We start from the raw sequence: 26,582 nt of genomic DNA, 5'->3' as shown, positions 1-26,582 counted from the left end.
ATACGCACCCCCGCCAGCCTCCCAGTGCCCTGCCCATGTCGGATTCCGCCCTGCTCGCCCTGTCCCCGCTCGACGGCCGCTACGCCTCCAAGGTGGATGCGCTGCGCCCCATCTTCTCCGAATACGGCCTGATCAAGGCGCGGGTCAAGGTCGAGATCGAATGGCTGCTGGCCCTGGCCGCCGAACCGGGCATCGCCGAGCTGGCGCCGTTTTCGCCCGCCGCCAGCCAGCGCCTGCGCGCACTGGCCGACGACTTCAGCGTGACCCACGCCGCACGCGTCAAGCAGATCGAGCGCACCACCAATCATGACGTCAAGGCGGTGGAGTACTTCATCAAGGAACAGCTCAAGGACGATGCCGAGCTTGGCCCGGCGCTGGAATTTGTGCACTTTGCGTGCACCAGCGAGGACATCAACAACCTCAGCTACGGCCTGATGCTGGAACAGGCGCGCCGCGAGGTACTGCTGCCCATGCTGGACGGCATCACCGCCACGCTGCGCACCCTCGCCCACACCCAGGCCGGCCAGCCGATGCTCTCGCGCACACATGGCCAGACCGCCTCGCCCACCACGCTGGGCAAGGAAATCGCCAACGTGGTCGCGCGCCTGGAGCGCCAGCGCAAGCAGATCGCCGCGGTCGAGCTGACCGGCAAGATCAACGGCGCGGTGGGCAACTACAACGCGCATCTGGTGTCGTACCCACAGCTGGACTGGGCCGCATTCGCGCAGCGTTTCGTGGAGAGCCTGGGCCTGGTGTTCAACCCGTACACCACCCAGATCGAGCCGCACGACAACGTGGCCGAAATCGGCGACGCCAGCCGCCGCGCCAATACCATCCTGATCGACCTGTCGCGCGACATCTGGGGCTACATCTCGCTCGGCTACTTCAAGCAGAAGCTCAAGGAAGGCGAAGTCGGCTCGTCGACCATGCCGCACAAGGTCAACCCGATCGACTTCGAAAATGCCGAAGGCAATTTCGGCATCGCCAACGCGCTGTTCGAACATTTTTCCGCCAAGCTGCCGATCAGCCGCTGGCAGCGCGATCTCACCGACTCCACCGTGCTGCGCGCGCTCGGTACCGCGTTCGGCCACACCCAGGTGGCGCTGGATTCGCTGGCCAAGGGCCTGGGCAAGCTGACCGTCAATCCGCAGCGCCTGGATGCCGACCTGGACGCCGCCTGGGAAGTGCTGGCCGAAGCCGTGCAGACGGTGATGCGCCGCCACGGCCTGCCCAACCCCTACGAACAATTGAAGGCATTGACGCGCGGCCACGGCATCACCGCCGCCTCGATGCAGGCCTTCGTGGAAAGCCTGCAGCTGCCCGAAGAGGACAAGCAGCGCCTGCGTACGCTCACCCCGGGCGGCTACACCGGTCTGGCAGAGCAGCTGGCGCGCGCGATCTAGGCACGGCCAACCGAACTGCTGCACAACCACCGTCCGCATGCGGGCGGTGCACGGAGTCGGCATGCGCCACTGGTCGCTTCCGGTCTTCGTGGGCGCCCTGAGAGCGGCCGACAAAGCTCATGCGTAGACGCACGGCGGGCGTGACCGCTGCTCGGTGCGGCAGGTACCACTCGCACACTCCGGTTGCTCCACGCCATCCATCCCCCCGGCGCCTGCTCGCTACGCTTTGTCTGCCGATCCAAGGCCGCTCGCTACGGCCTGTCGGTCGCTCCCCGCGGATGAAACCACCGGCGCCGCCGCGCCAGGCAGGCGCGGCCGTTGCTGATGTGCCATGGATCCCCGCGCCTGCGCCCCTGTTCTGAACGGGATGCGCGGCCGGATGTGCCGGCAATCCCCAGGCGTCGAGCCGGCGTCAACGACGCTTCCCGGCGTGACTGCTATGGTGCCGGCCTCATCCAAGCGAGGGTCCATCCATGCATGCAGTTCGGAGTATCGCGTCGCTGTTTGCCCTGTCCAGCATCGTCGCACTGGGCGGCTGCGGTGCCGACGGCCCGGCGGCCCAGGCGGTATCGGCCGTCTCGTCCACAGTGACCGACCCGGCCAGCGGCGCCGATTGCGACGGCAAGGATGTGCGCCTGACCCGCGACGACAGCGAGTGGATCCTGCACGGCAACTGCGGCACGGTGACCATCACCGCCTCGCGCGGTGCGATGAATCTGGACAACGCACGCAGCATTCGCGTGGAAGGCAGCAACTTCACCGTCCTCAACAAGCAGCTTGGCGAGCTCAGCATCATCGGCCATGACAACACGCTCAATCTGACCAATGTCGACAGCGTGGACATCCAGGGCAACAAGAATCTGGTGCTGGCGCGTGAGATCAAGCAGGTCCGTTTTTCCGGCAACGACAACACGGTCAACCCGTCCAGCAAACCCTCGCTGGATGACCGCGGCAGCGGCAACAAGGTGATGTGAGGCCGCGACGGTGCGCTAGCGCGGCCTTCGCACGGCAAGGCAAGGCAGCAAGATTGCGAATGACGCACGCATGGAGCGCCGTGCGTGCCGGGTGCTCGTCATCTTGGTCAGCCGGCGCGGGCCATGAACGCGCCACCCGGGACGCCATCACGGCCCGAGCCGCGGCACTTACGGTCGCCGCGCCGCCAATAGCGCTACGGCGCGCTTGACGGTGCCGCGTACGATCACACAAGGCAGTGTCTCGTCCGCTCAACCTCGATGCGGGCTGCATTGCGGCGTACACGTCGATGACAGCTTCGCCAACTGCAGCCTGTCGGGCGGCGTCAGCGGCAACCCCGAAAGTGACGCGCCTCGCAGCGCGTGACCTGCTACCCCATGGTCCGGCCCGCCCTGCTTCCGTAGGAGCGGCCTTGGCCGCGAAGCAGCCCACGCACCTCGTCATCGGCCCCCAAGGCAGGCACGCTGTTGCCGCCCGCACAGCATGGAACTGGGTGAGGTGACCGCCAGCCGGAGCATTCTCCCGCGCCGCGCAGGCCGAACCACCACGTCCCTGAAGCATGGCCTGTCGCCAGCCTAGCGTGCACGTGCAGATCCGGCGCAGGCATCGGACAATGGAGCATCTGCGCCGGCACTGCCGCGCCCCAGCATCCCATCGACATCTGCAAGGACTCCCCATGGCTGCACGCAAGGCAAACCCTCCCGTCATCGAAGTCCAGGCCCGCCCCGGGCAGCCGCTGGGCATGCCGGTGGAGCGCTTTCTGCGCACCTACTGGCACAAGCACCCGCTGCTGATCCGCAACGCCTTTGCGGATTTCGCCTCGCCGCTGCAGCCGGAAGATCTGGCTGGCCTGGCCTGCGAGGACGGCGTGCTGGCGCGCCTGATCAGCCACGACCGCGCCACCGACGACTGGAGCGTGCGTACCGGCCCGTTCCAGGAGACCGACTTCCCCGGCCTGCCCGATCGCGATTGGACGCTGTTGGTGCAGGACGTGGACAAGTGGGACGCCGACGTGCGCGCATTGCTGGACCAGTTCCGCTTCCTGCCGCGCTGGCGCATCGACGACATCATGATCAGCTTCGCCGCCACCGGTGGCTCGGTCGGCGCGCATGTCGATCACTACGACGTGTTCCTGCTGCAGGGCCAGGGCCATCGCCGCTGGCAGATCGACGCCCGCACCTCGCAAGGCCGCAAGCCCACGCCGCAGGCGTTCCGCGACGACGTCGACATCAAGCTGCTGCGCGAGTTCAAGCCGACCCACGACTGGGTGCTGGGTCCGGGCGACATGCTGTACCTGCCGCCGCTGCTACCGCATCACGGCGTGGCAGAAGACGCCTGCCTGACCTTCTCGATCGGCACCCGCGCGCCCTCCTCGGCCGAGCTGATCGGCGATTACCTGGACACCCTGATCGCCGATGCCGACGAGGCCGTGCGCTACCACGACGAAGACCTCAAGGTGCCGGCCGATCCATACGAGATCGACGTCACCGCGATGAACCGCGTGGTCGAAGCGCTCAATGCGCTGCGCATGAACGACCCCGATCGGCTGGGCGACTGGTTCGGCCGCTTCATGACCACCTACCGCGCCTCCGGCGACGTGGTGCCGGCGCCCGAGCCGATCCCGCGCGAAGCGGTCGAACAGGCGCTGGAAGAAGGCGTGGTGCTGTACCGCCACCCCTGGTCGCGGCTGGCCTGGCGGCGTGCCAAGCGCGGTGCCACGCTGTTCTGCAGCGGCCTGGAATTCGCATTGTCGGCCAAGGACGCGGCGCGCCTGGCGGCGGCCGAAGAGATCGATGGCGGGCTTTATGCGCAGCTGACCGCCCGCGGCCGCGAAGTGGTCCTGGAGCTGCTGGCGCAAGGCCACTACCAGCGCGCCCATGACGACGCGCGCGAAGACATCGACGACGAGCAGGCGCACGCGCTCACGGTGTCGGCCGACCACCACGACGATCAGGGCGACGACGATCGCGCGGACGCAGACGAGGCCATCGATACCGAGGCCGATGTCGAAGCGGTGGCGGACGAGGCAGACACCCCGGCCGAACTCGTCGACATCAGCCAGGACTCGGATGACGACTCCGAGGCCTCGGATATTGCCGAAGACGGCAACGACGCGGAGACCCCGGAGCGCGCATGAGTCCGCACGGCCTGCCGCAGATCCTCTCGCTGGACCCGGCATCCGATGCCGCGGCCCTGCGTGCGCTGCGGCAGGCCTGCACGACCGAGATCGCGGACATCGTCCACGAGACCGATTGGGATGCGCTGGACCCGCTCAGCCTGCACTTGGCCGCGCGCACCGATGACGGCCACCTGGTCGCCTCGGTGCGGGTGACGCCGGATCGCCGCATCGATCGGCTCGGCCTGGTGCCGGACTGGCGGCGTCGCGGGCTGTCCGACCACCTGCTTGCCGCAGCGGTGGATGCCGCCACCCAGCGGGGCTGGCCCAGCCTGCACGCCCGCGTCACCGCAAGCGCCGAGGCGGTGTTCGCACGCCTGGGCTTCCTACCCGGGTTACTTCCGCATCTTTCGCATGGGCGCACTGCCGATGCCGGCGCTGCGCCCGGCAAGCCCGTGCATCGCCGGCTCGATGGCCCGATGGCGGTGGACGATCTCGCCGCGGCCCTGGCCGCCGCCACCGGCCTGCTCAGCAGCGCACGCCGGCGGGTGCTGATCTACACCCGCGCACTGGACCCGCCGTTGTTCGACAACCCCGCCGTGCTCGATGCGCTGCGCCGCTTTGCCACCGCACGCCACGACAAGCGCGTGCAGGTGCTGGTGCAGGACACCGCCAGCGCCACTGCCAGCAGCAGCGCAATGCTGCGTCTGGCCCAGCGCCTGCCCAGCGTGTTCCGGTTCCGCGCGGTCAGCGATCCGGTCGATACCAGCTATGCGGCGGCCTACCTGGTCGGCGACGACGCCTACTACTTTCGTCCAACAGGTCATCGCTACGACGATGGCGAAACCTGGTTGTCCGGTGCGGCCCGCAGCCGCCAGCTGGAGCGCGAATTCGCGCAGATATGGGAGCGCAGCACGCTCTGGAACGAACCGCGCGCGCTCGGCATCTGACGCCGCAGCGCCCCTTGCGCGTAGGCGCCCGGCCAATTGGTCTACCCCGCCGGTCAGCTCGCAGACGCCCCCTCACAAGCGCAAGGGGGTATAATTTTTCGAGATTTGAGACCGACCGATAGGGCAACTCGCCCTGCCGCTTCCGCACAATCATCCCCACAGCAGACCCGACTTACCATCGTGGATAATCTCCTAAAGCAGTTCGCGCAGTCATCGCAGCTCGCCGGCGGCAACGCCGCCTACATCGAGGATCTGTACGAGCAGTACCTCGTCGCCCCGGACAGTGTCGATCCGAAGTGGAAGACGTACTTCGACGGCTTCAAAGGTCGCGATGCCGGTGATGTCCCGCACTCGGCGGCCATCGCCCACATCCTCAGCGCGTCCAGGCAAGCCGCCAATGCAGGGACCGGCGCAGGCGCCAGTGACGAGCGCGAGCGCAACGTCGGCCGCCTGATTACCGCCTATCGTGCGCGCGGCCACCTTGGCGCGCAGCTCGATCCGCTGGGGCTCACCCCGCCGGTCAATCCGCCCGATCTGGACCTGCCGTTCCACAGCCTGTCGCAGGCCGACATGGACAGCGAATTCAGCACCGGCGGCGTCGGTGGCCAGCCGCGGATGAAGCTGAAGGACCTGCTGGCCAGGTTGAAAGCGACCTACGCCAGCACCATCGGCGCAGAGTTCATGCACATCCAGGAATTCGACCAGCGCCAGTGGATCTACAAGCGCCTGGAAGATGCCGGCGGCAAGATCGCCGGCGACGCGGCCAGCCGCAAGCGCACGCTGGAGCGGCTCACCGCCGCCGAAGGCCTGGAGCGCTACCTGCACACCAAGTACGTCGGCCAGAAGCGCTTCTCGCTGGAAGGCGGCGATGCGCTGATTCCGATGATGGACGCGATCATCCACCAGTCCGGCAAGGACCAGGTCAAGGACATCGTGATCGGCATGGCCCACCGCGGCCGCCTCAACGTGCTGGTCAATACGCTGGGCAAGAACCCGCGCAAGCTGTTTGACGAATTCGAAGGCAAGTTCGAGCACGCCCATGACGACCGCGCGCACACCGGCGACGTCAAGTACCACATGGGCTTCTCGGCAGATATCGCCGTGGGCGACAGCAACCAGGTGCATCTGGCGCTGGCGTTCAACCCCTCGCACCTGGAAATCGTCGACCCGGTCGTGGTCGGCAGCGTGCGGTCGCGCCAGGAACGCTTCGGCGATGCCGAACGCAAGACCGTGCTGCCGATCCTGATCCACGGCGATGCCGCATTCGCCGGCCAGGGCGTGGTGATGGAGCTGTTCCAGATGTCGCAGGCGCGCGGTTTCGCGGTCGGCGGCACCGTGCACATCGTTGTCAACAACCAGATCGGCTTCACCACCAGCACCCGCGACGATGCCCGTTCCACGCTGTACTGCACCGACGTCGCCAAGATGATCGGCGCGCCGGTCTTCCACGTGAACGGCGACGACCCGGATGCGGTGATCTTCGTGTCCAAGCTGGCCTATGAATTCCGCCAGCAGTTCAAGAAGGACGTGGTCATCGACCTGGTCTGCTACCGCCGTTGGGGCCATAACGAGGCCGACGAGCCGGCCGCAACCCAGCCGGTGATGTACCAGACCATCCGCAAGCACAAGACCACCCGCGAGCTGTACGCCGCCAAGCTGGAAAGCGACGGCGTGCTGAGCGCAGACGAGGCCAAGGCGCTGGTCGACGGCTACCGCAACAAGCTGGATTCGGGCGAGTACACCACCGAACTGGCCAAGCGCAAGCCGGATGAATTTGCGATCGACTGGTCCAAGTACCTGGTCGGCACCGCCGCCGATCCGGTGGACACCCGCGTCAAGCGCGAGCAGCTGGATCGTCTGGCCAAGCTGATCACCACGATTCCGGAAGGCGTCGAGTTGCATGCACGCGTCGGCAAGATCTACGACGACCGCGTCAAGATGGCCGCAGGCGAGCAGCTGGGCGACTGGGGCTTTGCCGAGAACCTGGCTTACGCCACGCTGCTGGCCGAAGGCCACAAGCTGCGTCTGGTCGGCCAGGACGCCGGTCGCGGCACGTTCTTCCACCGTCACGCGATCCTGCATGACCAGAAGAACGACAACTACTACCTGCCGCTGCGTCAACTGGTCGAAAACCCGGAAGACGCCACCATCATCGACTCGCTGCTCAGCGAAGAAGCGGTGATGGGCTTCGAATACGGCTACTCCACCACCGACCCGAATGCGCTGTGCATCTGGGAAGCGCAGTTCGGCGATTTCGCCAACGGCGCGCAGGTGGTGATCGACCAGTTCATCGCCGCCGGCGAAGCCAAGTGGGGCCGCATCGCGGGCCTGTCGCTGTTCCTGCCGCACGGCTATGAAGGCCAGGGCCCGGAGCACAGCTCCGCGCGTCTGGAGCGCTTCCTGCAGCTGTGCGCGCTGGAGAACATGCTGGTGTGCGTGCCGACCACCCCGGCGCAGTGCTTCCACATGATCCGCCGGCAGATGCGCATGACCACCCGCAAGCCGCTGGTGGTGATGACGCCCAAGTCGCTGCTGCGCCACAAGCTGGCGGTGTCGAGCCTGGAAGAACTGGCCGAAGGGCAGTTCCAGCATCTGATTCCCGACGCCAAGGCCGATGCCGGCAAGGTCAAGCGCGTGGTGCTGTGCTCGGGCAAGGTCTATTACGACCTGCTCGAAGACCAGACCAAGCGTGGCCAGGACGACGTCGCCATCCTGCGCGTGGAGCAGCTGTATCCGTTCCCGCGTGCGCAGCTGGCCGCCGAGCTCAAGGCCTATGCCAACGCCACCGACGTGGTGTGGTGCCAGGAAGAACCGCAGAACCAGGGTGCGTGGTATCAGATCCGCCACCATCTGAACTTCTGCCTGGCCAGCGGCCAGAGCCTGCACTACGCCGGCCGTGCCCGTTCGCCCTCGCCTGCCGCCGGCCACATGGCCGACCACATCGTCGAACAGCAGAAGCTGGTCGCCGATGCGCTCCTCAATCCGTTCAACGACCAAGTCGCTGAATAACTCCTCTTCCCCAAAGAACGAAAACCCTAGGACGCTCCCCGAATGGCCACCGAAGTCAAAGTTCCGGTACTGCCCGAATCCGTTTCCGACGCCACCATCGCCAGCTGGCACAAGAAGGCCGGTGAAGCGGTCAAGCGCGACGAGAATCTGGTCGACCTGGAAACCGACAAGGTCGTGTTGGAAGTTCCTTCGCCGGTCGACGGCGTACTGAAGGAAATCAAGTTCGAAGCCGGCAGCACGGTCACCAGCAACCAGATCCTGGCGATCATCGAAGAAGGCGCCGTTGCCGCCGCCGCTCCTGCCGAAGAGAAGAAGGCCGATGCACCGGCTCCGGCCGCTGCTGCCCCGGCCGCAGCGCCGGCCCCGGCTGCCGCCGCTGCGCCTGCCGCTGCCTCCAAGTCTGCTGCCGATGCGCTGCCTCCGGGTGCGCGTTTTGCCGCGATCACCCAGGGCGTGGACCCGGCCCAGGTCGAGGGCACCGGCCGTCGTGGCGCAGTGACCAAGGAAGACATCGTCAATTTCGCCAAGGCCGGCGGCGTGGGCAAGGCCTCCGGCGCCCGCCCGGAAGAGCGCGTGGCGATGACCCGCGTGCGCAAGACCATCGCCAAGCGTTTGATGGAGTCCAAGAACTCCACCGCGATGCTGACCACCTTCAACGAAGTGAACCTGGCCAAGGTATCGGCCGCGCGCAAGGAACTGCAGGACGAGTTCCAGAAGGCGCACGGCATCAAGCTCGGCTTCATGAGCTTCTTCGTCAAGGCCGCCGCCAACGCGCTGCAGCGCTTCCCGCTGGTCAACGCCTCGATCGACGGCGACGACATCATCTATCACGGCTACAGCGACATCTCGATCGCCGTGTCCACCGACAAGGGCCTGGTCACGCCGGTGCTGCGTAACGTCGAGCGCCAGTCGTTCGCCGACGTCGAGCAGGGTATCGCCGACTACGCCGCCAAGGCGCGCGCCGGCAAGCTGGGCCTGGACGATCTGCAGGGCGGCACCTTCACCATCACCAACGGCGGCACCTTCGGCTCGCTGCTGTCCACCCCGATCATCAACCCGCCGCAGAGCGCCATCCTGGGCATGCACGCGATCAAGGAACGTCCGATCGCCGAAAACGGCCAGGTCGTGATCGCGCCGATGATGTATCTGGCGCTGTCCTACGACCATCGCATCATCGACGGCAAGGATTCGGTGCAGTTCCTGGTCGACATCAAGAATCAGCTGGAAAACCCGGGCCGGATGTTGTTCGGTCTGTGATGAAAGCCGGGATTGGTGATTCGGGATTCGGGATTCGCATAAGCGACCTGATCCCGTGCATCCTGCTTTTTGCGAATCCCCAATCCCTAATCCCCAATCTCGTGAGCGAAGAATGAGCGAACAAGAACAATTCGACGTCGTCGTCATCGGTGCCGGTCCGGCCGGCTATCACGCGGCGATTCGCGCGGCCCAGCTGGGCATGAAGGTCGCCTGCATCGACGCCGCACTCGGCAAGGACGGCAAGCCCGCACTGGGCGGCACTTGCCTGCGCGTGGGCTGCATTCCGTCCAAGGCGCTGCTGGATTCCTCGCGCCAGTTCTGGAACATGGGCCACCTGTTCGGCGACCACGGCATCAGCTTCAACGACGCCAAGATGGACGTGCCCACCATGATCGGCCGCAAGGACAAGATCGTGAAGCAGTTCACTGGCGGCATCGCGATGCTGTTCAAGGCCAACAAGATCACCCCGTATTACGGCTTCGGCCAGCTGCTGCCGGGCAACGTCGTCAAGGTCGCCCAGCACGAAGGCGGCGAGATCGAGCTCAAGGGCACCAACGTGATCCTGGCGGCCGGCTCGGAATCGATCGAGTTGCCGTTTGCCAAGTTCGATGGCGACACCATCGTCGACAACGTCGGCGGCCTGGACTTCACCGCCGTGCCCAAGCGCCTGGCCGTGATCGGTGCCGGCGTGATCGGCCTTGAACTGGGCAGCGTGTGGAAGCGCCTGGGCGCCGAGGTCACCATCCTCGAAGCGCTGCCGGATTTCCTGGCCCTGGCCGATGCCGAAGTGGCCAAGACCGCGCTGAAGGAATTCAAGAAGCAGGGCCTGGACATCAAGCTGGGCGCCAAGGTCAGCAAGACCGAGATCACCGGCAGCGGCGATGCCAAGCAGGTGGTGCTCAGCTACACCGACAGCGCCGGCGAGCAGACCCTGACCGTGGACAAGCTGCTGGTGGCCGTGGGCCGCAAGGCCGCCACCAAGAACCTGCTGGCTGACGGCACCGGCGTCAAGGTGACCGACCGCGGCCAGATCGAGGTCGATGGCCATTGCCATACCGGCGTCGACGGCGTGTGGGCCATCGGCGACTGCGTGCGCGGCCCGATGCTGGCGCACAAGGGCTTCGAGGAAGGCATCGCGGTGGCCGAGCTGATCGCCGGCCTGCCCGGTCACGTCAACTTCGACACCATTCCGTGGGTCATCTACACCGAGCCGGAGATTGCCTGGGTCGGCAAGACCGAGCAGCAGCTCAAGGCCGAGGGCGTTGCCTACAAGGCCGGCAGCTTCCCGTTCGCGGCGATCGGCCGCGCGGTGGCCATGGGCGAGCCGGCCGGCTTCGTCAAGGTGATCGCCGATGCCGAAACCGACCGCGTGCTGGGCATGCACCTGGTGGGCGTGGGTGTCTCCGAGCTGGTGCACGAAGGCGTGCTGACGATGGAGTTCAACGGCTCGGCCGACGACCTGGCACGTATCTGCCACGCGCATCCGACCCTGTCCGAAGCGATCCACGACGCCGCGATGGCGGTGAGCAAGCGCGCGATTCATAAGGCCAATTAAGCCGGGAATCGGGAGTGGGGAATTGGGAATCGTAAGAGCGTTCCCATCACCTCGCTCTTCACGCTGACGCCGGACCTAGGTCCGGCGTCATGCGTTCCGGCTTCCGCTTTGCTTCGACCCATTCCCTATTCCCAACTCCCGATTCCCGTTCCCATGAAAAGCATCTGCGTCTACTGCGGCTCCAATGCCGGCAACAAACCCGTCTACGTCGAGCGCGCCATGGCGCTGGGCGATCGCATCGCCAAGCAGGGCCTGCGCCTGGTCTATGGCGGCGGCAACGTCGGCTTGATGGGGACGGTGGCCAACGCGGTGCTGGCCGCCGGTGGTGAAGTCACCGGGGTGATTCCGCAGCAGCTGGCCGATTGGGAAGTGGCGCATCGCGGGCTGACCACGCTGGAAATCGTCGGCTCGATGCATGAGCGCAAGATGCGCATGTTCGAGCTGTCCGATGCCTTCGTCGCCCTGCCCGGCGGCTTCGGCACCATGGAAGAGATCTTCGAGATGCTGACCTGGCGCCAGCTGGGCATCGGCAACAAGCCGTGCGCCTTCCTGGATATCGCAGGGTTCTATGCACCGCTGATCGGCATGATCGATCGGATGGTGGAAGAGCGGTTCCTGCATCCGGATCAACGCGCCGACCTGTGGTACGGCGACGACATGGCGCAGATGCTGGGGTGGATGCAGCACTACACGCCGGCCCAGGCGTCCAAGTGGATCGACGAGAAGCGCCGCTCCACGCTGGTGTAATCAGGATTTGCCGGCCTTGCGCGGACTCGGACGCGCCGCTTCCTGCTGGCGCGCGCATACGCCGCCAGCGCACGCGCGTCCGCCCGAACACCCGCCACACGCGATGTCATTAGCCAACGTCCGACGCACGGCAACGGTGCATCGCCAAGACGCACCTCGTCCCGAATGCCCCGGTCTGCGAGCTTGCAACGGCAGTCACGCTGACTGCCGCAACCGGCACCGCTGCCTCGCATAGAATGGCGGCGATGCTCGATACCCTCGCCGCTGACGCGCACCATAGCCTGGACATCAAGCACAGTCGCTTTCTGGCCCATGCTGCTGCACTCGATTCTTCCGCGCAGGCGCTGGAGATCGTGCAGCGCGTGTCGGTGCCCGACGCCACGCATAACTGCTGGGCCTACCGGTTCGGGCAGGAGTACCGTTCCAGCGACGATGGCGAGCCCAGCGGCACTGCCGGCCGGCCGATTCTGGCCGCCATCGATGGCCAAGGCTTCGATCGCGTGGTGGTGGTGGTGACGCGCTGGTATGGCGGGATCAAGCTCGGTGCCGGCGGGCTGGTGCGCGCTTACGGCGGTACCGCTGCCGAATGCCTGCGCCTGGCCACGCGGCGACCGCTGGTCGCGTTGACCCTGCTCGACCTGCAATGCCAGTTCGACGATCTGGGCCTGGTGCACGCGGCGCTTGCCGCATTCCATGTCGACAAGCTGGACGAGCACTTCCACGCCCAAGGCGCAGCGTTGCGCGTGCAACTGCCTGCCGATCAGCTTGCCGGCTTGAAAAGCCGTCTGTGCGACGCCACTCGCAATCGTGTCCATCTCTCAACACCGGAAGCCGCATGAATCAGCCAGCCGCCGCCAGGCCCAACCCATTGCGGAAGCTTGGCAGCCTGCGCACCTTGTGGCCCTTCGTGCAACGTCAGCGGGGTCTGTTCGCCGCCTGGCTGATCGCACTTGCGGTGTCTTCGGCAGCCACGTTGAGCCTGCCGGCCGCGGTCAAGCGCATGATCGATCACGGCTTCTCCGGCGGCACGCAGATCAACCAGGCCTTTGCGCTGTTGTTTGTGGTGGCGGTGGTGCTGGCCCTGGCGACCGCAGCGCGCTTTTACTTCGTGGCCTTACTGGGCGAAAAGGTCGTCGCCGATCTGCGCGGCCGCCTGTATGCGCACCTGATCGGGCTGGATGCCGGCTTTCATGATCGCAGCCGCAGCGGCGAGCTGGTGTCGCGACTGTCGGCCGACAGCGAACTGCTGCGCGGGCTGATCGGCACCACCATGTCGGTGGCGTTGCGTAGCTCGGTGACAGTGATCGGCAGCATGGTGATGTTGTTCGTCACCAGCCCGCGCCTGGCCGGATTCACGATGATCGGCATTCCGCTGGCGGTGCTTCCGATCGTGCTGGGTGCGCGCCGGTTGCAAAAGATTTCGCGCGCCAGCCAGGACCGCGTGGCCGATGCCAATACGCTGGCGGCCGAAACGCTTGGTGCGGTACGCACCGTGCAGGCGCATGCGCGCGAGCGTTACGAAAGCCAGCGTTTCAGCCAGGCCTTGTTTGCGGCGATCGATACCGCGCGGCTGCGGATCCGCACCCAGGCCGGCGTGACCGCCATCGCGATCATGCTGATTTTCGGTGCCATCGTGGGCGTGCTGTGGCTGGGCGCACACGACGTGGTGTCCGGGCGCATGACACCCGGCACGCTGGGCCAGTTCGTGCTGTATGCGCTGATCGGCGGCGGTTCGGTGGGCGCACTGGCGGAGGTGTGGAACGAGTTGCAGCGCGCCGCAGGCGGCATGGGCCGGGTTGGCGAACTGCTCGACGAAGAATCGGCGATCGTTGCACCGGCCACCCCGACGCCGTTGCCGCAGCCGTTACGCGGAGCGATCCATTTCGACCAGGTGGCATTCCATTATCCGCAGCGCCCCGACGCACCGGCGCTAGACGGCTTCGACCTGCACGTCAGCCCGGGCGAGACCGTTGCCCTGGTCGGCCCGTCCGGCGCCGGCAAGAGCACGGTGCTGGCGATGCTGCTGCGCTTCCACGACCCGGCCAGCGGCAGCGTCCGCATCGACGAGGTGGACCTGCGCCAGACCGACCCGGTGCGCCTGCGCGAGAACATCGCGCTGGTCCCGCAGCAACCCACCCTGTTCGCCGCCAGCGCCGCCGACAACATCCGCTATGGCCGCCTGCAGGCCAGCGATGCCGAGGTGGAAGCGGCAGCGGCAGCGGCAGAGGCGGACGGGTTCATTCGCGCCCTGCCCCAAGGCTACGCCAGCGAACTGGGCGAGCGCGGGACGCGCCTGTCCGGCGGCCAGCAGCAGCGCGTGGCGATCGCACGTGCATTGCTCAAGGACGCGCCGATCCTGCTGCTGGACGAAGCCACCAGCGCACTGGACGCGCAGAGCGAGCGCGCCGTGCAGCAGGCACTGGACCGGCTGATGCAGGGGCGCACCACCCTGGTGATCGCGCACCGCCTGGCAACCGTGCTCAAGGCCGACCGCATCGTGGTGATGGATGCCGGCCGCATCGTGGCGCAGGGCACGCATGCGCAGTTGATCGCCGAAGGTGGACTGTATGCCGAGCTGGCGCGGCTGCAATTCATCGATCAATGACCGCTGGTTGATGCCCGCTGCGGGCCACGCGCCCGCGCACCGGCCCGGCCGGCAGTGCGACTCCGAGCGACCCGACGGACCGATGCGACCATGCCCCGCCCCAAGACCACCCTTCGCCAACTGAGCTACTTCGTCGCACTTGCCGACACCGGCAGCTTCACCCGTGCCGCCGAACAGATGGGCGTGTCGCAGCCCTCGTTGTCGCAGCAGATCCGCGCACTGGAAAGCATCATCGGCGCACCGCTGTTCGAGCGCGGCGTGCCGGCCATCCTGACCCCGCTCGGGCGCGACCTGCTCGATCGCGCGCGCAGCATCCTGCTCGACGTGACCGATCTGGAAGACGTGCGCACCACGGCGGCCGACACGTTGATCGGCACCATCCGGCTCGGTGTCTCGCCCACGCTGGGCGCCTACCTGATGCCCAGCCTGGTCGCACGATTGCACCGCGAGCACCCGGCGCTGCGCGTGCACGTGCGCGAGGGCCTGCCGACCGTCCTGGCCAGCGACCTGGCCAACGGCGTGCACGACCTGATCCTGGCGCAATTGCCGGTGGCCGGACGCAGCCTGCATAGCGAGCGGCTGTTCCGCGAACCTCTGCACGTGACCATGGCCGCCGATCACCCGCTGCGCGCCAAGCGCTACGTCACCCCTGCCGACTTGCGCGGTGCCAACCTGCTCACCTTGATGCCGGAGTACCGATTGGCCGAACAGGTCGCCGCCATCGCGATGGATGTCGGCGCCCATGTGCTGCGCGATTACGAAGGAACCAGTCTGGATGCGATCCGGCAGATGGCCGGCATGGGCATGGGGTTGGCGCTGTTGCCGGACCTGTACGTGCGCCAGGAAATCCGCGAAGGCGACGATGTGGTGGTGCGCCCGATCAAGGGCGGCCGCTATTACCGCGAGATCGGGCTGCTGTGGCGGCAAGGTGCAGGGCGTGCACCGGCGTTCGGTTTGATCGCCGATTTGCTGCGTGCGGCAGCCGCATAGGAAAATCCTATACAACGGATAAGCGCTCCGGCCTTGTCCTATAGCGGCAACTCGTCAATGCTTCACTGAACTCATCAATGGAAGTTCAATGGCGTCACAGCGGATCGGATGGCGGGAAGCGGTGGGCTGGCTGGCGGAAATCGTCGGGCCGGACATGCCGTATGTGCGTCTTGCCCTGGTGTACGGCGTGGCGATCAGCCTGCTGTCGCTGGCCACGCCCATTTCGGTGCAGCTGCTGATCAACAGCGTCGCCAACACCGCGCTGCCCACGCCGCTGTGGACGTTGTCGGGCCTGCTGCTGGGGCTGCTGCTGCTGGTAGCGTGCCTGAGCGCGATGCGGGTGTGGATGATGGCGCTGTTCGAACGCCGCCTGTTTGCGCGCGTGGTGGCCGAGATCACGGTGCGCGCAGTGCATGCACAGAACCCCTTCTTCGCCGACCAGAACCGCGGCGATGTGTTCAACCGCTACTTCGATCTGGTGGTGGTGCAAAAAGCGGTGCCCAGCCTGGCGATCGGCGCCTTCACCATCGTGCTGCAGTCGGCGGTCGGCCTGGTCGTCACCAGCTTCTACCACCCGTTCTTCCTCGGGTTCAACGCCTTGCTGCTGCTGATCATCTTCGCGATCTGGATGATCTGGTCGCGCGGTTCGATCCGCACTGCGGTCGAGCTCAGCCACGCCAAGCACAATGCCGCACACTGGCTGGAAAGCGTCGGCGGTTCCAACGGTTTCTACAAATCCAGCCGCCATCTCAACTTTGCGATGGATCGCTCCGAGGCGGTCACTGCGGCCTACGTCGACCGGCACCGGCGCCATTTCCGCTACAGCTTCACCCAGACGGTGGCGTTCCTGCTGCTGTACGCGGTTGCCAGCGCGGCGCTGCTGGCATTGGGCGGCAGCCTGATCCTGCGCGGCGAGCTGTCGATTGGGCAGTTGGTGGCGGCCGAGCTGATCCTGAGCGCAGTGTTCTATGGCATCGCGCAGCTCGGCGCCTATCTGGACACGTTCTACGACCTGGTCGCCAGCGCGGAAGAATTGTCGCTGCTGTATGCCATTCCGCAGGAACGCGCCGTGGCGGCGGCCGGCAAGATCCCCGGCAACAGCGCGGTGCGGCTGGATGGCGTGGTGATCGAGGGGGCGCGTTTCGATTTCACCCTGGAAGCGGGCGAGCACCTGGTGACGCTGGCCGATGGCGGCGCCGAACGGCTGCTGGCGATGGTGCTCAAGCGCCATGTGGTGCCGGATCGTGGCCTGGTCATGGTGGGCGGCGCGGACCTGGCCACCTTCGACATGTACCTGCTGCGCTCGGAAGTCACTGTGCTCGATCGACCGACCATTGTCGAGGTGACCATCCGCGAGTATCTGGCCATGGCCTCGCCGGACGTGAGCTCCGAAGCGATGCTGGAAGCCATCGACACGGTGGGGCTGCGCGCGCGCATCGCCGCGCTGCCGCAGGGCCTGGACACGCGTCTTGCCGCGTCCGGCTTCCCGCTGTGGATCGGCGAAGTGATGGCATTGAAGCTGGCCAACGCCTTGCTGGTGCGCCCGCGCGTGCTGATGTTGTCGCAGCTCTACGACCTGCTCCCGGCAGAACGCCTGACCCGCGTGCTAGGCCGCCTGAAGGAGGCCGGCACCACCGTGCTGCTATGCACCGGCAGGCCGGAAGACATCGAACTGGATGGCTGGTTCCGCCTGGAGCCAGAGCGCCAGCAGCGCTACGCCACCCGCGCCGAACTGATCGCATCCACCCAGGAGGCCGACAATGCAGCACGCCCCTGATCGGATCGCGCACTTCCCCACGCTGGCCTCGATGCGGCCACCGAGCATCGCCAGGGTGCTGGCGTGGATGCTGTTGATCGGCGTCGCCATCGCCGGCGCGATCCTGGCATTCGCACCGTGGGTGCAGACCGCCAGCGGCAAGGGCCAGGTGGTCTCGCTCGATCCGGGCGATCGCCAGCAGCAGGTCACCGCCTTTGTGCCTGGCCGTGTCGAACGTTGGTATGTACACGACGGCCAGCACGTCTCCAAGGGCGACCCGATCGCGCGCGTCGGCGACCTGGACCCGGATCTGCTCACCCGGCTTGCCAGCGAGCGCGCGCAGGTCGCGGCGGAAATCGCCGCCATCCAGCAATCGCGCGCGGTCGCCAGCATCGACGTGGAACGCAGCCGGCAATTGCTCGCCGAAGGACTGGCCGGCCGCCGCGATTACGAGCTGACCCAGATCAAGGTGGCCGAGGCCGACGCCAAGCTGGCCGAATCGCGCGCCAAATTGACCCGCATCGACATCCAGTTGAACCGTCAGTCCGCGCAGCTGGTGCGCGCGCCGCGCGATGGCCGCGTGCAGCAGCTCAACGCCGCCAGCGGCAGCGCCATGGTCTCGCCCGGCACGGTGCTGGCGGTGATCGCGCCCGAGCGCGTGGAGCGTGCAGTGGAGCTGTACATCGATGGCCGCGACGTCCCGTTGATTCGCCCCGGCCGCCCGGTGCGGCTGGAGTTCGAAGGCTGGCCGGCGATCCAGTTCAGCGGCTGGCCGTCGGTGGCGCACGGCATGTTCGACGGCCGCGTGCGCGCGATCGACCCCAATGCCGCGCCGGATGGGCTGTTCCGCATCCTGGTCGAGCCGCAGCCGGGAAAACCGGCCTGGCCGGCGCAGGAATTCGCCCGCCAGGGCGGCAAGGTGCGCGGCTGGGTGCTGGGCGAGACGGTGCGGGTGGGCTACGAACTGTGGCGCCAGCTCAACAACTTCCCGTTGGAATTCGGCCGGCGCCCCTCTGCCGCCACGCAGGACGATGGCAAGGCCAAGCCCGCCGCCGACAAGTCCGAAGACGACACGACGGGCAAGAAATGATGCGGCATCTGCTGGTCCTGCTGATCGCACTCTGCCCAGGTGCGGCCTTCGCCCAGGCCGCGCCGCTGACCCTGGACGAAGTGCTGCACTCCTCGGCCCGCTCTGCGCCGCAGATCGTCGAAGCGCTGGCAAAAGTCCGCCAGGCCGAAGGCAAAGGCATATCGGCCAACGGTGCGTTCGATACCGTGTTCGACATCGAAGGCCGCTCGCGCGAGGCCGGCTACTACGACGGCAGCACCATCGAAAGCGGCGTCAAGCGACCGTTCGAGAACAACGGCGGCTATTACTACGGCGGCTACCGCTCCTCGCGTGGTGCGTTCCCGGTCTACGAAGACAAGTCGTATACCGACCGCGGCGGCGAAGTGAAGGTCGGTGCCTTGTACGCGCTGCTGCGCGACCGCGTGGTGGACGAGCGCCGTACCCGGCGCAACGTCGCCAGCGCCGACATCAATGTGGCGCAGTACGAAGCGGAGATGGTGGCGATCGGCGTGCAGCGGCGCGCCGTGGACGCCTACCAGAGCTGGGTGGCGGCCGGCCTGAAGCTGCGTGCGTACAACGACCTGCTGGCGTTGGCAGAGCGGCGCCGCAATGCGATTTCGCGGCAGGTGACGCTTGGCGCGCGCCCGACCATTCTGCTGACCGAAAACGACCAGAACCTGGTGCGCCGGCGCGCACTGGTGGTGCGCTCCGAACAGGACTTCGCCAATGCGGCCAATGCCTTGTCGCTGTATCTGCGCGACGACGCCGGCATGCCGCTGATCGTCTCCAGCGAGCGCCTGCCGCCCGATACCTCCGCGCTGGAAGGTCTGGCCGGTGCCAGCAAGATCACCGCGCCGGTGGAGCGGCCCGATTACCGCGCCGTGCTGACCCGCATCGACCAGGCCACTGCCCGGCTGATGCTGGCGCAGAACGATCTGAAGCCACGGCTGGATGTGAGTTTCGAAGTCAGCAAGGATCTGGGCCCCCCCGGCGTGGGCGGGCCGAACCGCTCGCCGACCGATGCGATCATCGGCTTTCGTTTCAGCGTGCCGCTGGAGAACCGCTCCGCCAAAGGCCGCGTTGCCGAAGCGCGCGCCGAGATCGAAGCACTGGATCAGCGCAGCCGCTTCCTGCGCGACCAGATCTCGGTGGAGGTGGAGTCGATCGTCATCTCGCTCAACGCAGCAGAGCGACTGGCCAAGATGGCCGATGAAGAACGCGGCCTCGCCGACCGCCTGGCGGCCGCCGAACGGCGGCGCTTCGAACTGGGCTCCGGCGATTTCTTCCTGGTCAATCAACGCGAAGAAACCGCCAACGACGCACGCGTGCGCTTGATCGACGCGCAGGCGCGGATTGCGTCGGCACGCGCAGAGCTGGCAGCAGCCACCGCGGACCGCGATGCATTGCAGTTGAGTCGTTGATGGGTCGAGTCTGTGCTGGTCCACGTCTGCACGCGTGGATCCTGCGCTGCGGCGCATGCAGTGCCTGATAGGGTTTACGCTGCATCCATCACGATACCGCCGGGCGCCCTGTACAAACCCGCATCGCCTCGGCCGGCACCGGGCTGCAGGCGTCGCTGATGCCTCGCTTGCAAGCAGCCGCGACCTTGCCGTTACTGCGCTGGGACCGGGCAAAGACACCGCAGAATCGACGCAGCATGGCGAACGCGCCATTCCAGCTCCCCCCTCATCCCACGACGACATCTGAATAACATCTGCGTGCGCATCCTCGGTGTGCCAGCCGACTGCTGGCGGTGCGGGCCAGTGGTCCGCACGGCAAGCTTGGAATCCCTCGGAGGTGCATATGTCTTTTCGGCAATTTCCCGCGATCGGCGCAGATGGCGAGCCGTACGTCATCATCGAATTCCGCGACGAACAGTCAGCTGGCCCGGGCGCGCATCCAGCGCCACGTTACGAGCTCCCCGATGGCCGCCACCTGCAACGGCAGGGCCAGCGGTTCATCACCGACGGCGGCGAGCTGCAACTTTCCACGCCCTGAGCACTGCCTGGTCAATTTTTGACCAGGCAGACTACAGCCCTTGCCCTGCAAGGGCTGCAACCGGTTATCCACATGCTTGTGCAACTTTCATCCACACCCCGTGTGGATGAAAGTTGTAGTGACGTGCGTGGGTCGCCACGGCGACGTCAAACTGCGACGGCCGTATGAGCGACCCTTCCGAGTGAGTCATCCGTTCGTACGCTATCCAGGTTGACGAAGGCCGGCAAATATTCGACATCTCCGCCAGAGATTTCAGTCCGACGCGCGTATGTAACAGGGCTGCTTGAATCGATGGGCGTGCGAGCGTGCGTGCAATGTCAGCGCAGATCGGGGGCCAGGTGAACCATGAAAATTGGAATCTCCTAAGCGTGCCGCAGCGATGGCGCCACGCTCAAGGACGTCAGTTAATCGGCGAGTTGCTGGAAGCATGCTCACACCTTGATCGTCAGTCGCTGGAGCCACCATCGTTTGAAAGGATATCTGACCGAAATTCTTGCTCTTGGCGATCGCTTGGATCGCTGGTCTGGTCCTGGCAATCGCGCCTTCAAGGTTGGAGCGATCGTTCGCTTGGTCATCGCTGGTGCAATGGATCCAGCCCGCGTGCAATGCGCGGAGGACTCAATCAAAGATCCCGAAGACATTAGACTTCACACAACCCACGGTTGGCTCCCGGCGGCACCATTAAAACCAGAGAGGCTTCTACGTTGTTTATGACGACGGATTTTTACACTAATCAAGTTGCATCGTGGCCGGCCGAAGGGCGCCATGTAATGGCCCAGTCCGACGAGACTTCCATAACCGTCTATCAAGCTTATCGCCCGGCGATTGCGGACTATGCCGTGGCTCACCAGCAATTCGGCGGAGAATTCAGTTACTCGCGCATGAGTTGGATCAAGCCGAACTTTCTCTGGATGATGTATCGGTGCGGATGGGCTTCCAAAGAAGGACAGGAACGTGTGCTGGCCATCCGGCTGCCGAGGCGATTCTTCGATGAATTGTTGCAGCTGGCCGTTGCCTCCAGCTACGACCGCGGTCAATTTTCATTACGTGAACAGTGGCAAGCAGCCTTGGCACAATCAGACGTTCGTCTGCAGTGGGATCCTGACCACGACCCATCCGGCAAGCCGGTACCGAGGCGAGCTTTACAACTTGGGCTTCGTGGCGATGTTCTGCGGCGTTTCGGTAGTACGGAGCTGATCTCGATACGGGACATTACGCCGTTTGTGATCGAGCAGAGAGCCAATGCGCACGGACACTTCGAAACACTGCTTACCCCAGTAGAGACTGTTTACCGTGCCAATGCGGTTGCGGCCAGAGCTGCCGGCATCACGTCGGAAGGGCTCTAGCGAGTCACCCCTGCCGCCAACGAGGTGCAGGCAGCTGGCCTTCAGCATTGGCGCCTTGCATGCACCTTAAGGCGATGCCGCCATCGTAGACCGATGGCGCGCATGTCCATCCACATGTCCGATGAAGAGCGGACATTCGCCGCGCCCTGCCTGCGCTTGATGATGGAGCACATTGCATAGCGCTGATCCAACTTGAGGGCGGTGTTCAACTACTCACGATCAACAAAACCGACCAGAAACAATTCACCGCCGGCCTACGCCGTTGTGACGAGGTTCGACTGACATGCGAATACGGCCATTTCCATACTGGCGTTCAAGCTCGGTCTGCGCAGGAACGGTGGGGTGTGAAGCAAGAATCAGCTGCGGACGCCGCTGGCCGGCACCACGCACGTGACGTCTGAAGATCACAACCACCGCCAAGGCGAGATAGGCCAACGCGGCACCCACGACGACACCACCCTTGCCAAAAAACCAAAATCGACTCGCACCACCCGTGGCAATTGCGCCAAGGGTGGACGCGCGGCCCACGGGAAGAAAAAAAACAACAAGCACGGCGAACGCTCCAACGAACCAGAGCACAAATCGATAGATTCGATGCCGCCTTCCCGGCGGTTTCATTGCGCGCAGGGCGTCCTCCCCTGACCTGTGCATGGCACGACAATCGCCGGACCAAGCATGCAACACACGACGCCGCGTGGCCTGTCCGGGAACATCGGCGCGCGAAGCCAGCGGTAAGGAACGCGGCACCCGCCTTCGGCAATCACTGTCACCGCTCAGGACGATCCAGCACGCGCCCGATCCCACGCGCATCGATCTCGTTCGCCGCATCTGCCAATGACTGAAAATCGCTACCCTCTTCGAACCCGATACGAAAATGCAGCTCACCCGCCGGTGTGCGCGAGGAATGGATCGACGACAGGTTTACCGCGTGCCGCTCGAAGACATGCAACAGCGTGCGCAGCGAACCGGGCTGGTCTTCGGGCAGATACACGCTCAAGGTCAGCGGCTCGGTGAGGTCGGCCAGCAGGTAGCCCACGCGCTCGTAGGTGTAGTTGCCTGCAGCCAGCGCAGTGTGTTGCAAAGCGTGCACGTTCGCGTCCAGGAACTGGCTGCGGAACTGCGCGCGTGCCGCATCGTCGCCTTGCGCCACCAGTGCGCGTAACTGCTGCAGCTGCGACAGCAGGCGGTCGAGCATTTCGCCGACGTAGGGGTTACCGAACTGGATGTCTTCGTAGATCGATGGATTGAGCGAGAGGATTCGCGCGATCACCGCCGTGTCCAGCTCGAACGACGCGGAGCGATACGGCATCAACGCCTGCAAGTGGCCCAACAGCGGTGCGTAGTCGCGCAAGGTGCCAGCCTGCGCAAGATGGGTGGCATGCACCATCGCCTGCACCAAGGCCATTACCCGGTCGTGGTGCTCGGGCGTGGCATACACGCACTCTGCCTGGAGTGCTGCGTACAAGGTCTGCACCCACGCCGACCAGTGCTGCAGGCGCGCTTCGCAGACCACCATCACCCGCCCCTTCAAGGTCGGCGATTTGGGCGGCGCGGTCATCGGATGCAGGCCGACGACGTCTGCTTGCGACGCCAGCATCGCAGCGACCGGCGCCTGCTTGATCGAGGTGACATCCATCCACAACTGCGACGCGGCACGCGGGCCGGCAAGCTTCACATAGCGCTGGATCAACGCCGCGGTGTGGCGAATCGGTGCAGAAAAAATCAGCACATCCGCACGCTGCGCCAGGGTGGCCTCGTCCATATCGCCGTCGCCGGCCGGATCGAAGCCGATCACCTGCAGCCCCATGCGCGTGCGCAGGAACTGCGCCAGCCAGCGTCCGTAGGCGCCGGCAATGCCGACGATGCCGACCACCGGCCGCGCACTCATGCCAGACGCTCGACGGCAAAGCGCGGCAGTGCCGCAAGCGCAGCCGGCGCGGCGGCCAGCACGTCGAACTCTTCGTAGCCTGCGGCCAGGGTTGCCTCCAGCGCCCCGTGTACGCCGGTTAGCGCGTGTCCCACCGCCTGCTCGAACGGCATATCGCGCAGCAAAAAGCCGATCAGCAGCGCCATCAGCACATCGCCGGTGCCGGCCACGTCGACCGGCAGATGCGGGCTGGCCCAGCGATACACCGCATCCGTGCTGACCGCCAGGGTCACCAACTCGCCTGTCGCGCCGGCAACGCTGTGCGCAAGCACCCATTGCGGGCCGCGGGCGAGCAGGACACGCGCCGCGGCGATGGCGTCGTCCTGCTCCAGGCTGGGCAGACCGGTCAGGCGTCCCAGCTCGAACGCATTGGGCGTGACCAGCCAGGCATGCGGCAGCAACCGTTCGGCGAACACGCGCTCCAGCCCCGGCTCGACGTAGGGGCCGGTATGCGTATCGCCGATCACCGGATCCAGGCAGTAGCGCAGCTGCGGGGCCTGCGGCAAGGTCTGTTCAAGCCAGTCGGCGAATGCTTCGCCATTGGCCAGGCTGCCGAAATAGCCGGAGACCAGCATGCGCGCCCGCTGCGGCAGGCCGCGCTCGGTGGCACCGAGCAGCAGGTCGGCCAGCCAGTCGGCCGGCAGGATACGGCCGCGCAAGGTCGCATAGAACGGCGCGTTACTGAGCAAGGTGGTTGGCACTTCGGCCACACGCAGTCCAAGCGCACGCAGCGGCGGCACGGCGGCGCTGTTGCCGGCATGGCCGTAGACCAGTTGCGACTGCACCGAGATCACATCGATCGGCGAGGGACCCTCCGGGCGCTGGCGGCGACCGTGGACGAGATGACTATCGGTTGCATCGCTCATGGGAGACGCCGTCGGGAAGGGAGAGCCCCATTATCTGCCGCAATGCGTGAGCGCGTGGAGTGTCTGGAGCCGCGCAATGTTCGGTGCGACGCGCTTGACTGGATGCGATCCGGAAGGGCGCCGACATTGGAGCCGGTGGTGACGCGCACGCCAGAGCCGAACGCGGCAGCGCTGCGCAATACCTGCATGTTGTGCAGATGTTCCGGTCTGACCAGGCGCGATGGTGCTGACCGGGCGAGTATCGGCACAGCGTCGCGAGGATGTCAGCGGCGCGGGTGCAGTCCGCGGCATGGCGTATTGATTCGATCGAGCGGCGCGCGTGACAACATGAAGCGCGGGCCTGCACGGAGCGCAGAACGACGCGTCGTCATTAGGATAGTTGTAGTGCTGCCCGGCTGAACCAGAGCGAGCGACCAGGCTATCGATGCAGGGCGGCTTTAACAGTCGGCATGCCGTACCCTCATCCGCCCTTCGGGCACCTTCTCCCGAGGGGAGAAGGATGTCTTCTGGCACCTTCTCTCGAGCGAGAAGGATGTCGTTCTTCTGGCATTTCTTGCGAGCGAGCTTCTTTTAGTTTTCTTGCGAACGCGCGCCTGGCACTTCTGCCGAGCGAGAAGGATGTCGTTCGTGTGGCACGTTCCACGAAGGGAGAACGATGTCGCTGCCCAATCGCTTTCCAGCGAGCGAAGCGAGGCCGTCTTTCACTCACTCGCCTTGCCCGACGTCATGCCTGCTCCCGGCAGGAGCAGGCGTGGCGTTGGGCAGCGTCGCCCACTGCCATGACGTCGTCTACGACGTCATGCGATCCCAGAAACCCTTGACGCCATCGATGAAGGTGGCCGACTTGGGCGAATGCTTGCGCGCATCCTCACCGGTGAAGGTTGCCTCGAACTGCTGCAGCAACTCGCGCTGATCGGCGGTCAGGTTCACCGGCGTCTCGACCACCACACGGCAGTACAGATCGCCTTCGCTGCGGCTGCGCACCGAGCGCACGCCCTTGCCGCGCAACCGGAACAGCTTGCCGGTCTGGGTCTCGGCCGGAATGCGGATTTCCGCCTCCCCGCCCAGGGTGGCCACGCGCACGGTGTCGCCGAGCGCGGCCTGCGAAATGCGGATCGGCACTTCGCAATGCAGGTCGTCGCCGTCGCGCTGGAAGATCGCATGCTCGCGCACGCGCACTTCCACATACAGATCGCCTGGCGGCGTGCCGGCCGGACCGGCTTCGCCTTCGCCTGCCAGACGGATACGGTCGCCGGTATCCACGCCAGCGGGCACCTTGATCGACAGCACCTTGTCTTCTTCCACGCGACCGGCGCCATGGCAGGTCTTGCACGGGTTCTGGATCAGCGTGCCGCGTCCATCGCAGTGCGGGCAGCTCTGCTGCATCGCAAAGATGCCGCGCTGGATGCGCACCTGGCCGCGCCCATGACAGGTGCCGCAGGTCTCGACCTTGCCGTCTTCCGAACCGCTGCCGTGGCAGGGCTCGCACTCGATCAGGGTCGGGATCTCGATGCGTCGCTCGATGCCGGCGACGGCTTCTTCCAGATCCAGTTCCAGTACGTAGCCGACGTCGGCACCACGTCGCGCAGCGCGCGGACCGGCGGCGCCACCGCCGAAAATATTGCCGAAGATATCGCCAAAGATATCTCCCATGTCCGGGCCACCCGGCCCACCGCCACCACCGCCCATGCCGTGCTCGAACGCAGCGTGGCCATGCGCGTCGTAGGCGCGGCGCTTGTTGCCGTCCGACAACACCTCATAGGCTTCCTTGCACTCCTTGAACATCGCCTCGGCAGCAGCGTCGCCTGGATTACGGTCCGGGTGGTGCTTCATCGCACAGCGCCGATACGCCTTCTTCAGCTCCTCGTCGCTGGCGCCACGGGCAACGCCCAGCACTTCGTAGTAATCGCGTTTGCTCATGAGAGGGAATCGGGAATCGGGAGACGGGAATCGTTCAAAGCGTACATCCTCAGTAAATCGCAATCGAAAGTGGAAGGGTCAGACAACGGGAAGGAG

20 protein-coding genes and 1 other RNA gene are annotated in these 26,582 nt (G+C 65.7%); 17 read left to right on the top strand and 4 right to left on the bottom strand.

Annotated features, from left to right (window positions below; translation table 11 throughout):
* Positions 1-35: 35 nt before the first annotated feature.
* The 17 genes from purB to VZ068_RS08335 all read left to right on the top strand — a co-directional run bounded on the left by purB (position 36) and on the right by VZ068_RS08335 (position 21,773).
* Positions 36-1,403 (top strand): adenylosuccinate lyase, encoded by a 1,368-nt coding sequence (gene purB, locus VZ068_RS08415; RefSeq protein ID WP_349657399.1) that lies wholly within the window; start codon positions 36-38, stop codon positions 1,401-1,403.
* Between the two features lie 161 nt (positions 1,404-1,564).
* A non-coding RNA gene (locus tag VZ068_RS08410) (sX9 sRNA) lies at positions 1,565-1,638 on the top strand.
* 238 nt (positions 1,639-1,876) lie between these two features.
* Positions 1,877-2,377, top strand: coding sequence for a DUF3060 domain-containing protein (locus VZ068_RS08405; RefSeq protein WP_349657398.1), 501 nt, complete (start codon positions 1,877-1,879; stop codon positions 2,375-2,377).
* Positions 2,378-3,051: 674 nt separating this feature from the next.
* Positions 3,052-4,512 carry a cupin domain-containing protein gene (locus VZ068_RS08400; protein WP_349657397.1) on the top strand — a complete coding sequence of 487 codons (1,461 nt, stop codon included), beginning with the start codon at positions 3,052-3,054 and terminating at the stop codon, positions 4,510-4,512.
* Entirely contained in the window at positions 4,509-5,441 is a 933-nt protein-coding gene (locus VZ068_RS08395; protein ID WP_349657396.1) for a GNAT family N-acetyltransferase, read from the top strand. The genes VZ068_RS08400 and VZ068_RS08395 overlap by 4 nt, the downstream gene beginning before the upstream one ends.
* Positions 5,442-5,546: 105 nt before the next feature.
* On the top strand, positions 5,547-8,450 hold the full coding sequence (locus tag VZ068_RS08390) for a 2-oxoglutarate dehydrogenase E1 component (RefSeq protein WP_349657395.1): 2,904 nt from the start codon (positions 5,547-5,549) through the stop codon (positions 8,448-8,450).
* A 42-nt stretch (positions 8,451-8,492) separates the two neighbouring features.
* Entirely contained in the window at positions 8,493-9,707 is a 1,215-nt protein-coding gene (gene sucB / locus VZ068_RS08385; RefSeq protein ID WP_259153599.1) for a dihydrolipoyllysine-residue succinyltransferase, read from the top strand.
* A 112-nt stretch (positions 9,708-9,819) separates the two neighbouring features.
* Positions 9,820-11,262, top strand: coding sequence for a dihydrolipoyl dehydrogenase (gene lpdA, locus VZ068_RS08380; RefSeq protein ID WP_259153597.1), 1,443 nt, complete (start codon positions 9,820-9,822; stop codon positions 11,260-11,262).
* Positions 11,263-11,415: 153 nt separating this feature from the next.
* Positions 11,416-12,009 carry a TIGR00730 family Rossman fold protein gene (locus tag VZ068_RS08375; protein WP_349657394.1) on the top strand — a complete coding sequence of 198 codons (594 nt, stop codon included), beginning with the start codon at positions 11,416-11,418 and terminating at the stop codon, positions 12,007-12,009.
* A 236-nt stretch (positions 12,010-12,245) separates the two neighbouring features.
* Positions 12,246-12,848 carry a YigZ family protein gene (locus VZ068_RS08370; protein WP_259165316.1) on the top strand — a complete coding sequence of 201 codons (603 nt, stop codon included), beginning with the start codon at positions 12,246-12,248 and terminating at the stop codon, positions 12,846-12,848.
* Entirely contained in the window at positions 12,845-14,614 is a 1,770-nt protein-coding gene (locus VZ068_RS08365; RefSeq protein WP_259165325.1) for an ABC transporter transmembrane domain-containing protein, read from the top strand. Before VZ068_RS08370 ends, VZ068_RS08365 begins: the two co-directional genes overlap by 4 nt.
* Positions 14,615-14,704: 90 nt before the next feature.
* Positions 14,705-15,604: a hydrogen peroxide-inducible genes activator gene (locus VZ068_RS08360; protein ID WP_259153592.1), complete on the top strand. Its 900-nt coding sequence runs from the start codon at positions 14,705-14,707 to the stop codon at positions 15,602-15,604.
* Between the two features lie 88 nt (positions 15,605-15,692).
* Positions 15,693-17,381: an ABC transporter ATP-binding protein gene (locus tag VZ068_RS08355; RefSeq protein WP_259153590.1), complete on the top strand. Its 1,689-nt coding sequence runs from the start codon at positions 15,693-15,695 to the stop codon at positions 17,379-17,381.
* Complete coding sequence (locus VZ068_RS08350) at positions 17,365-18,450, top strand: HlyD family efflux transporter periplasmic adaptor subunit (protein ID WP_349657393.1); 1,086 nt, start codon at positions 17,365-17,367, stop codon at positions 18,448-18,450. The genes VZ068_RS08355 and VZ068_RS08350 overlap by 17 nt, the downstream gene beginning before the upstream one ends.
* A complete protein-coding gene (locus tag VZ068_RS08345; protein WP_349657392.1) occupies positions 18,447-19,850 on the top strand; it encodes a TolC family protein in 1,404 nt (467 codons plus the stop codon). Before VZ068_RS08350 ends, VZ068_RS08345 begins: the two co-directional genes overlap by 4 nt.
* Before the next feature lie 382 nt (positions 19,851-20,232).
* Entirely contained in the window at positions 20,233-20,427 is a 195-nt protein-coding gene (locus VZ068_RS08340; protein ID WP_349657391.1) for a hypothetical protein, read from the top strand.
* 770 nt (positions 20,428-21,197) lie between these two features.
* A complete protein-coding gene (locus VZ068_RS08335; RefSeq protein WP_349657390.1) occupies positions 21,198-21,773 on the top strand; it encodes a DUF4291 domain-containing protein in 576 nt (191 codons plus the stop codon).
* Positions 21,774-22,016: 243 nt separating this feature from the next.
* Here VZ068_RS08335 and VZ068_RS08330 read toward each other — a convergent pair whose 3' ends face one another.
* The 4 genes from VZ068_RS08330 to dnaJ all read right to left on the bottom strand — a co-directional run bounded on the left by VZ068_RS08330 (position 22,017) and on the right by dnaJ (position 26,486).
* A complete protein-coding gene (locus VZ068_RS08330; RefSeq protein ID WP_349657389.1) occupies positions 22,017-22,391 on the bottom strand; it encodes a hypothetical protein in 375 nt (124 codons plus the stop codon).
* Between the two features lie 148 nt (positions 22,392-22,539).
* Positions 22,540-23,661, bottom strand: coding sequence for a prephenate dehydrogenase (locus tag VZ068_RS08325; protein ID WP_349657388.1), 1,122 nt, complete (start codon positions 23,659-23,661; stop codon positions 22,540-22,542).
* Entirely contained in the window at positions 23,658-24,566 is a 909-nt protein-coding gene (gene pdxY / locus VZ068_RS08320) for a pyridoxal kinase (RefSeq protein ID WP_259153581.1), read from the bottom strand. The genes VZ068_RS08325 and pdxY overlap by 4 nt, the downstream gene beginning before the upstream one ends.
* 789 nt (positions 24,567-25,355) lie before the next feature.
* Entirely contained in the window at positions 25,356-26,486 is a 1,131-nt protein-coding gene (dnaJ, locus tag VZ068_RS08315; RefSeq protein WP_259153580.1) for a molecular chaperone DnaJ, read from the bottom strand.
* Positions 26,487-26,582 lie beyond the last annotated feature (96 nt).

The organism is Xanthomonas sp. 10-10 (genome assembly GCF_040182365.1).
Lineage (GTDB): Bacteria > Pseudomonadota > Gammaproteobacteria > Xanthomonadales > Xanthomonadaceae > Xanthomonas > Xanthomonas arboricola_F.
This window is presented reverse-complemented; position numbering and strand designations above follow the sequence as displayed.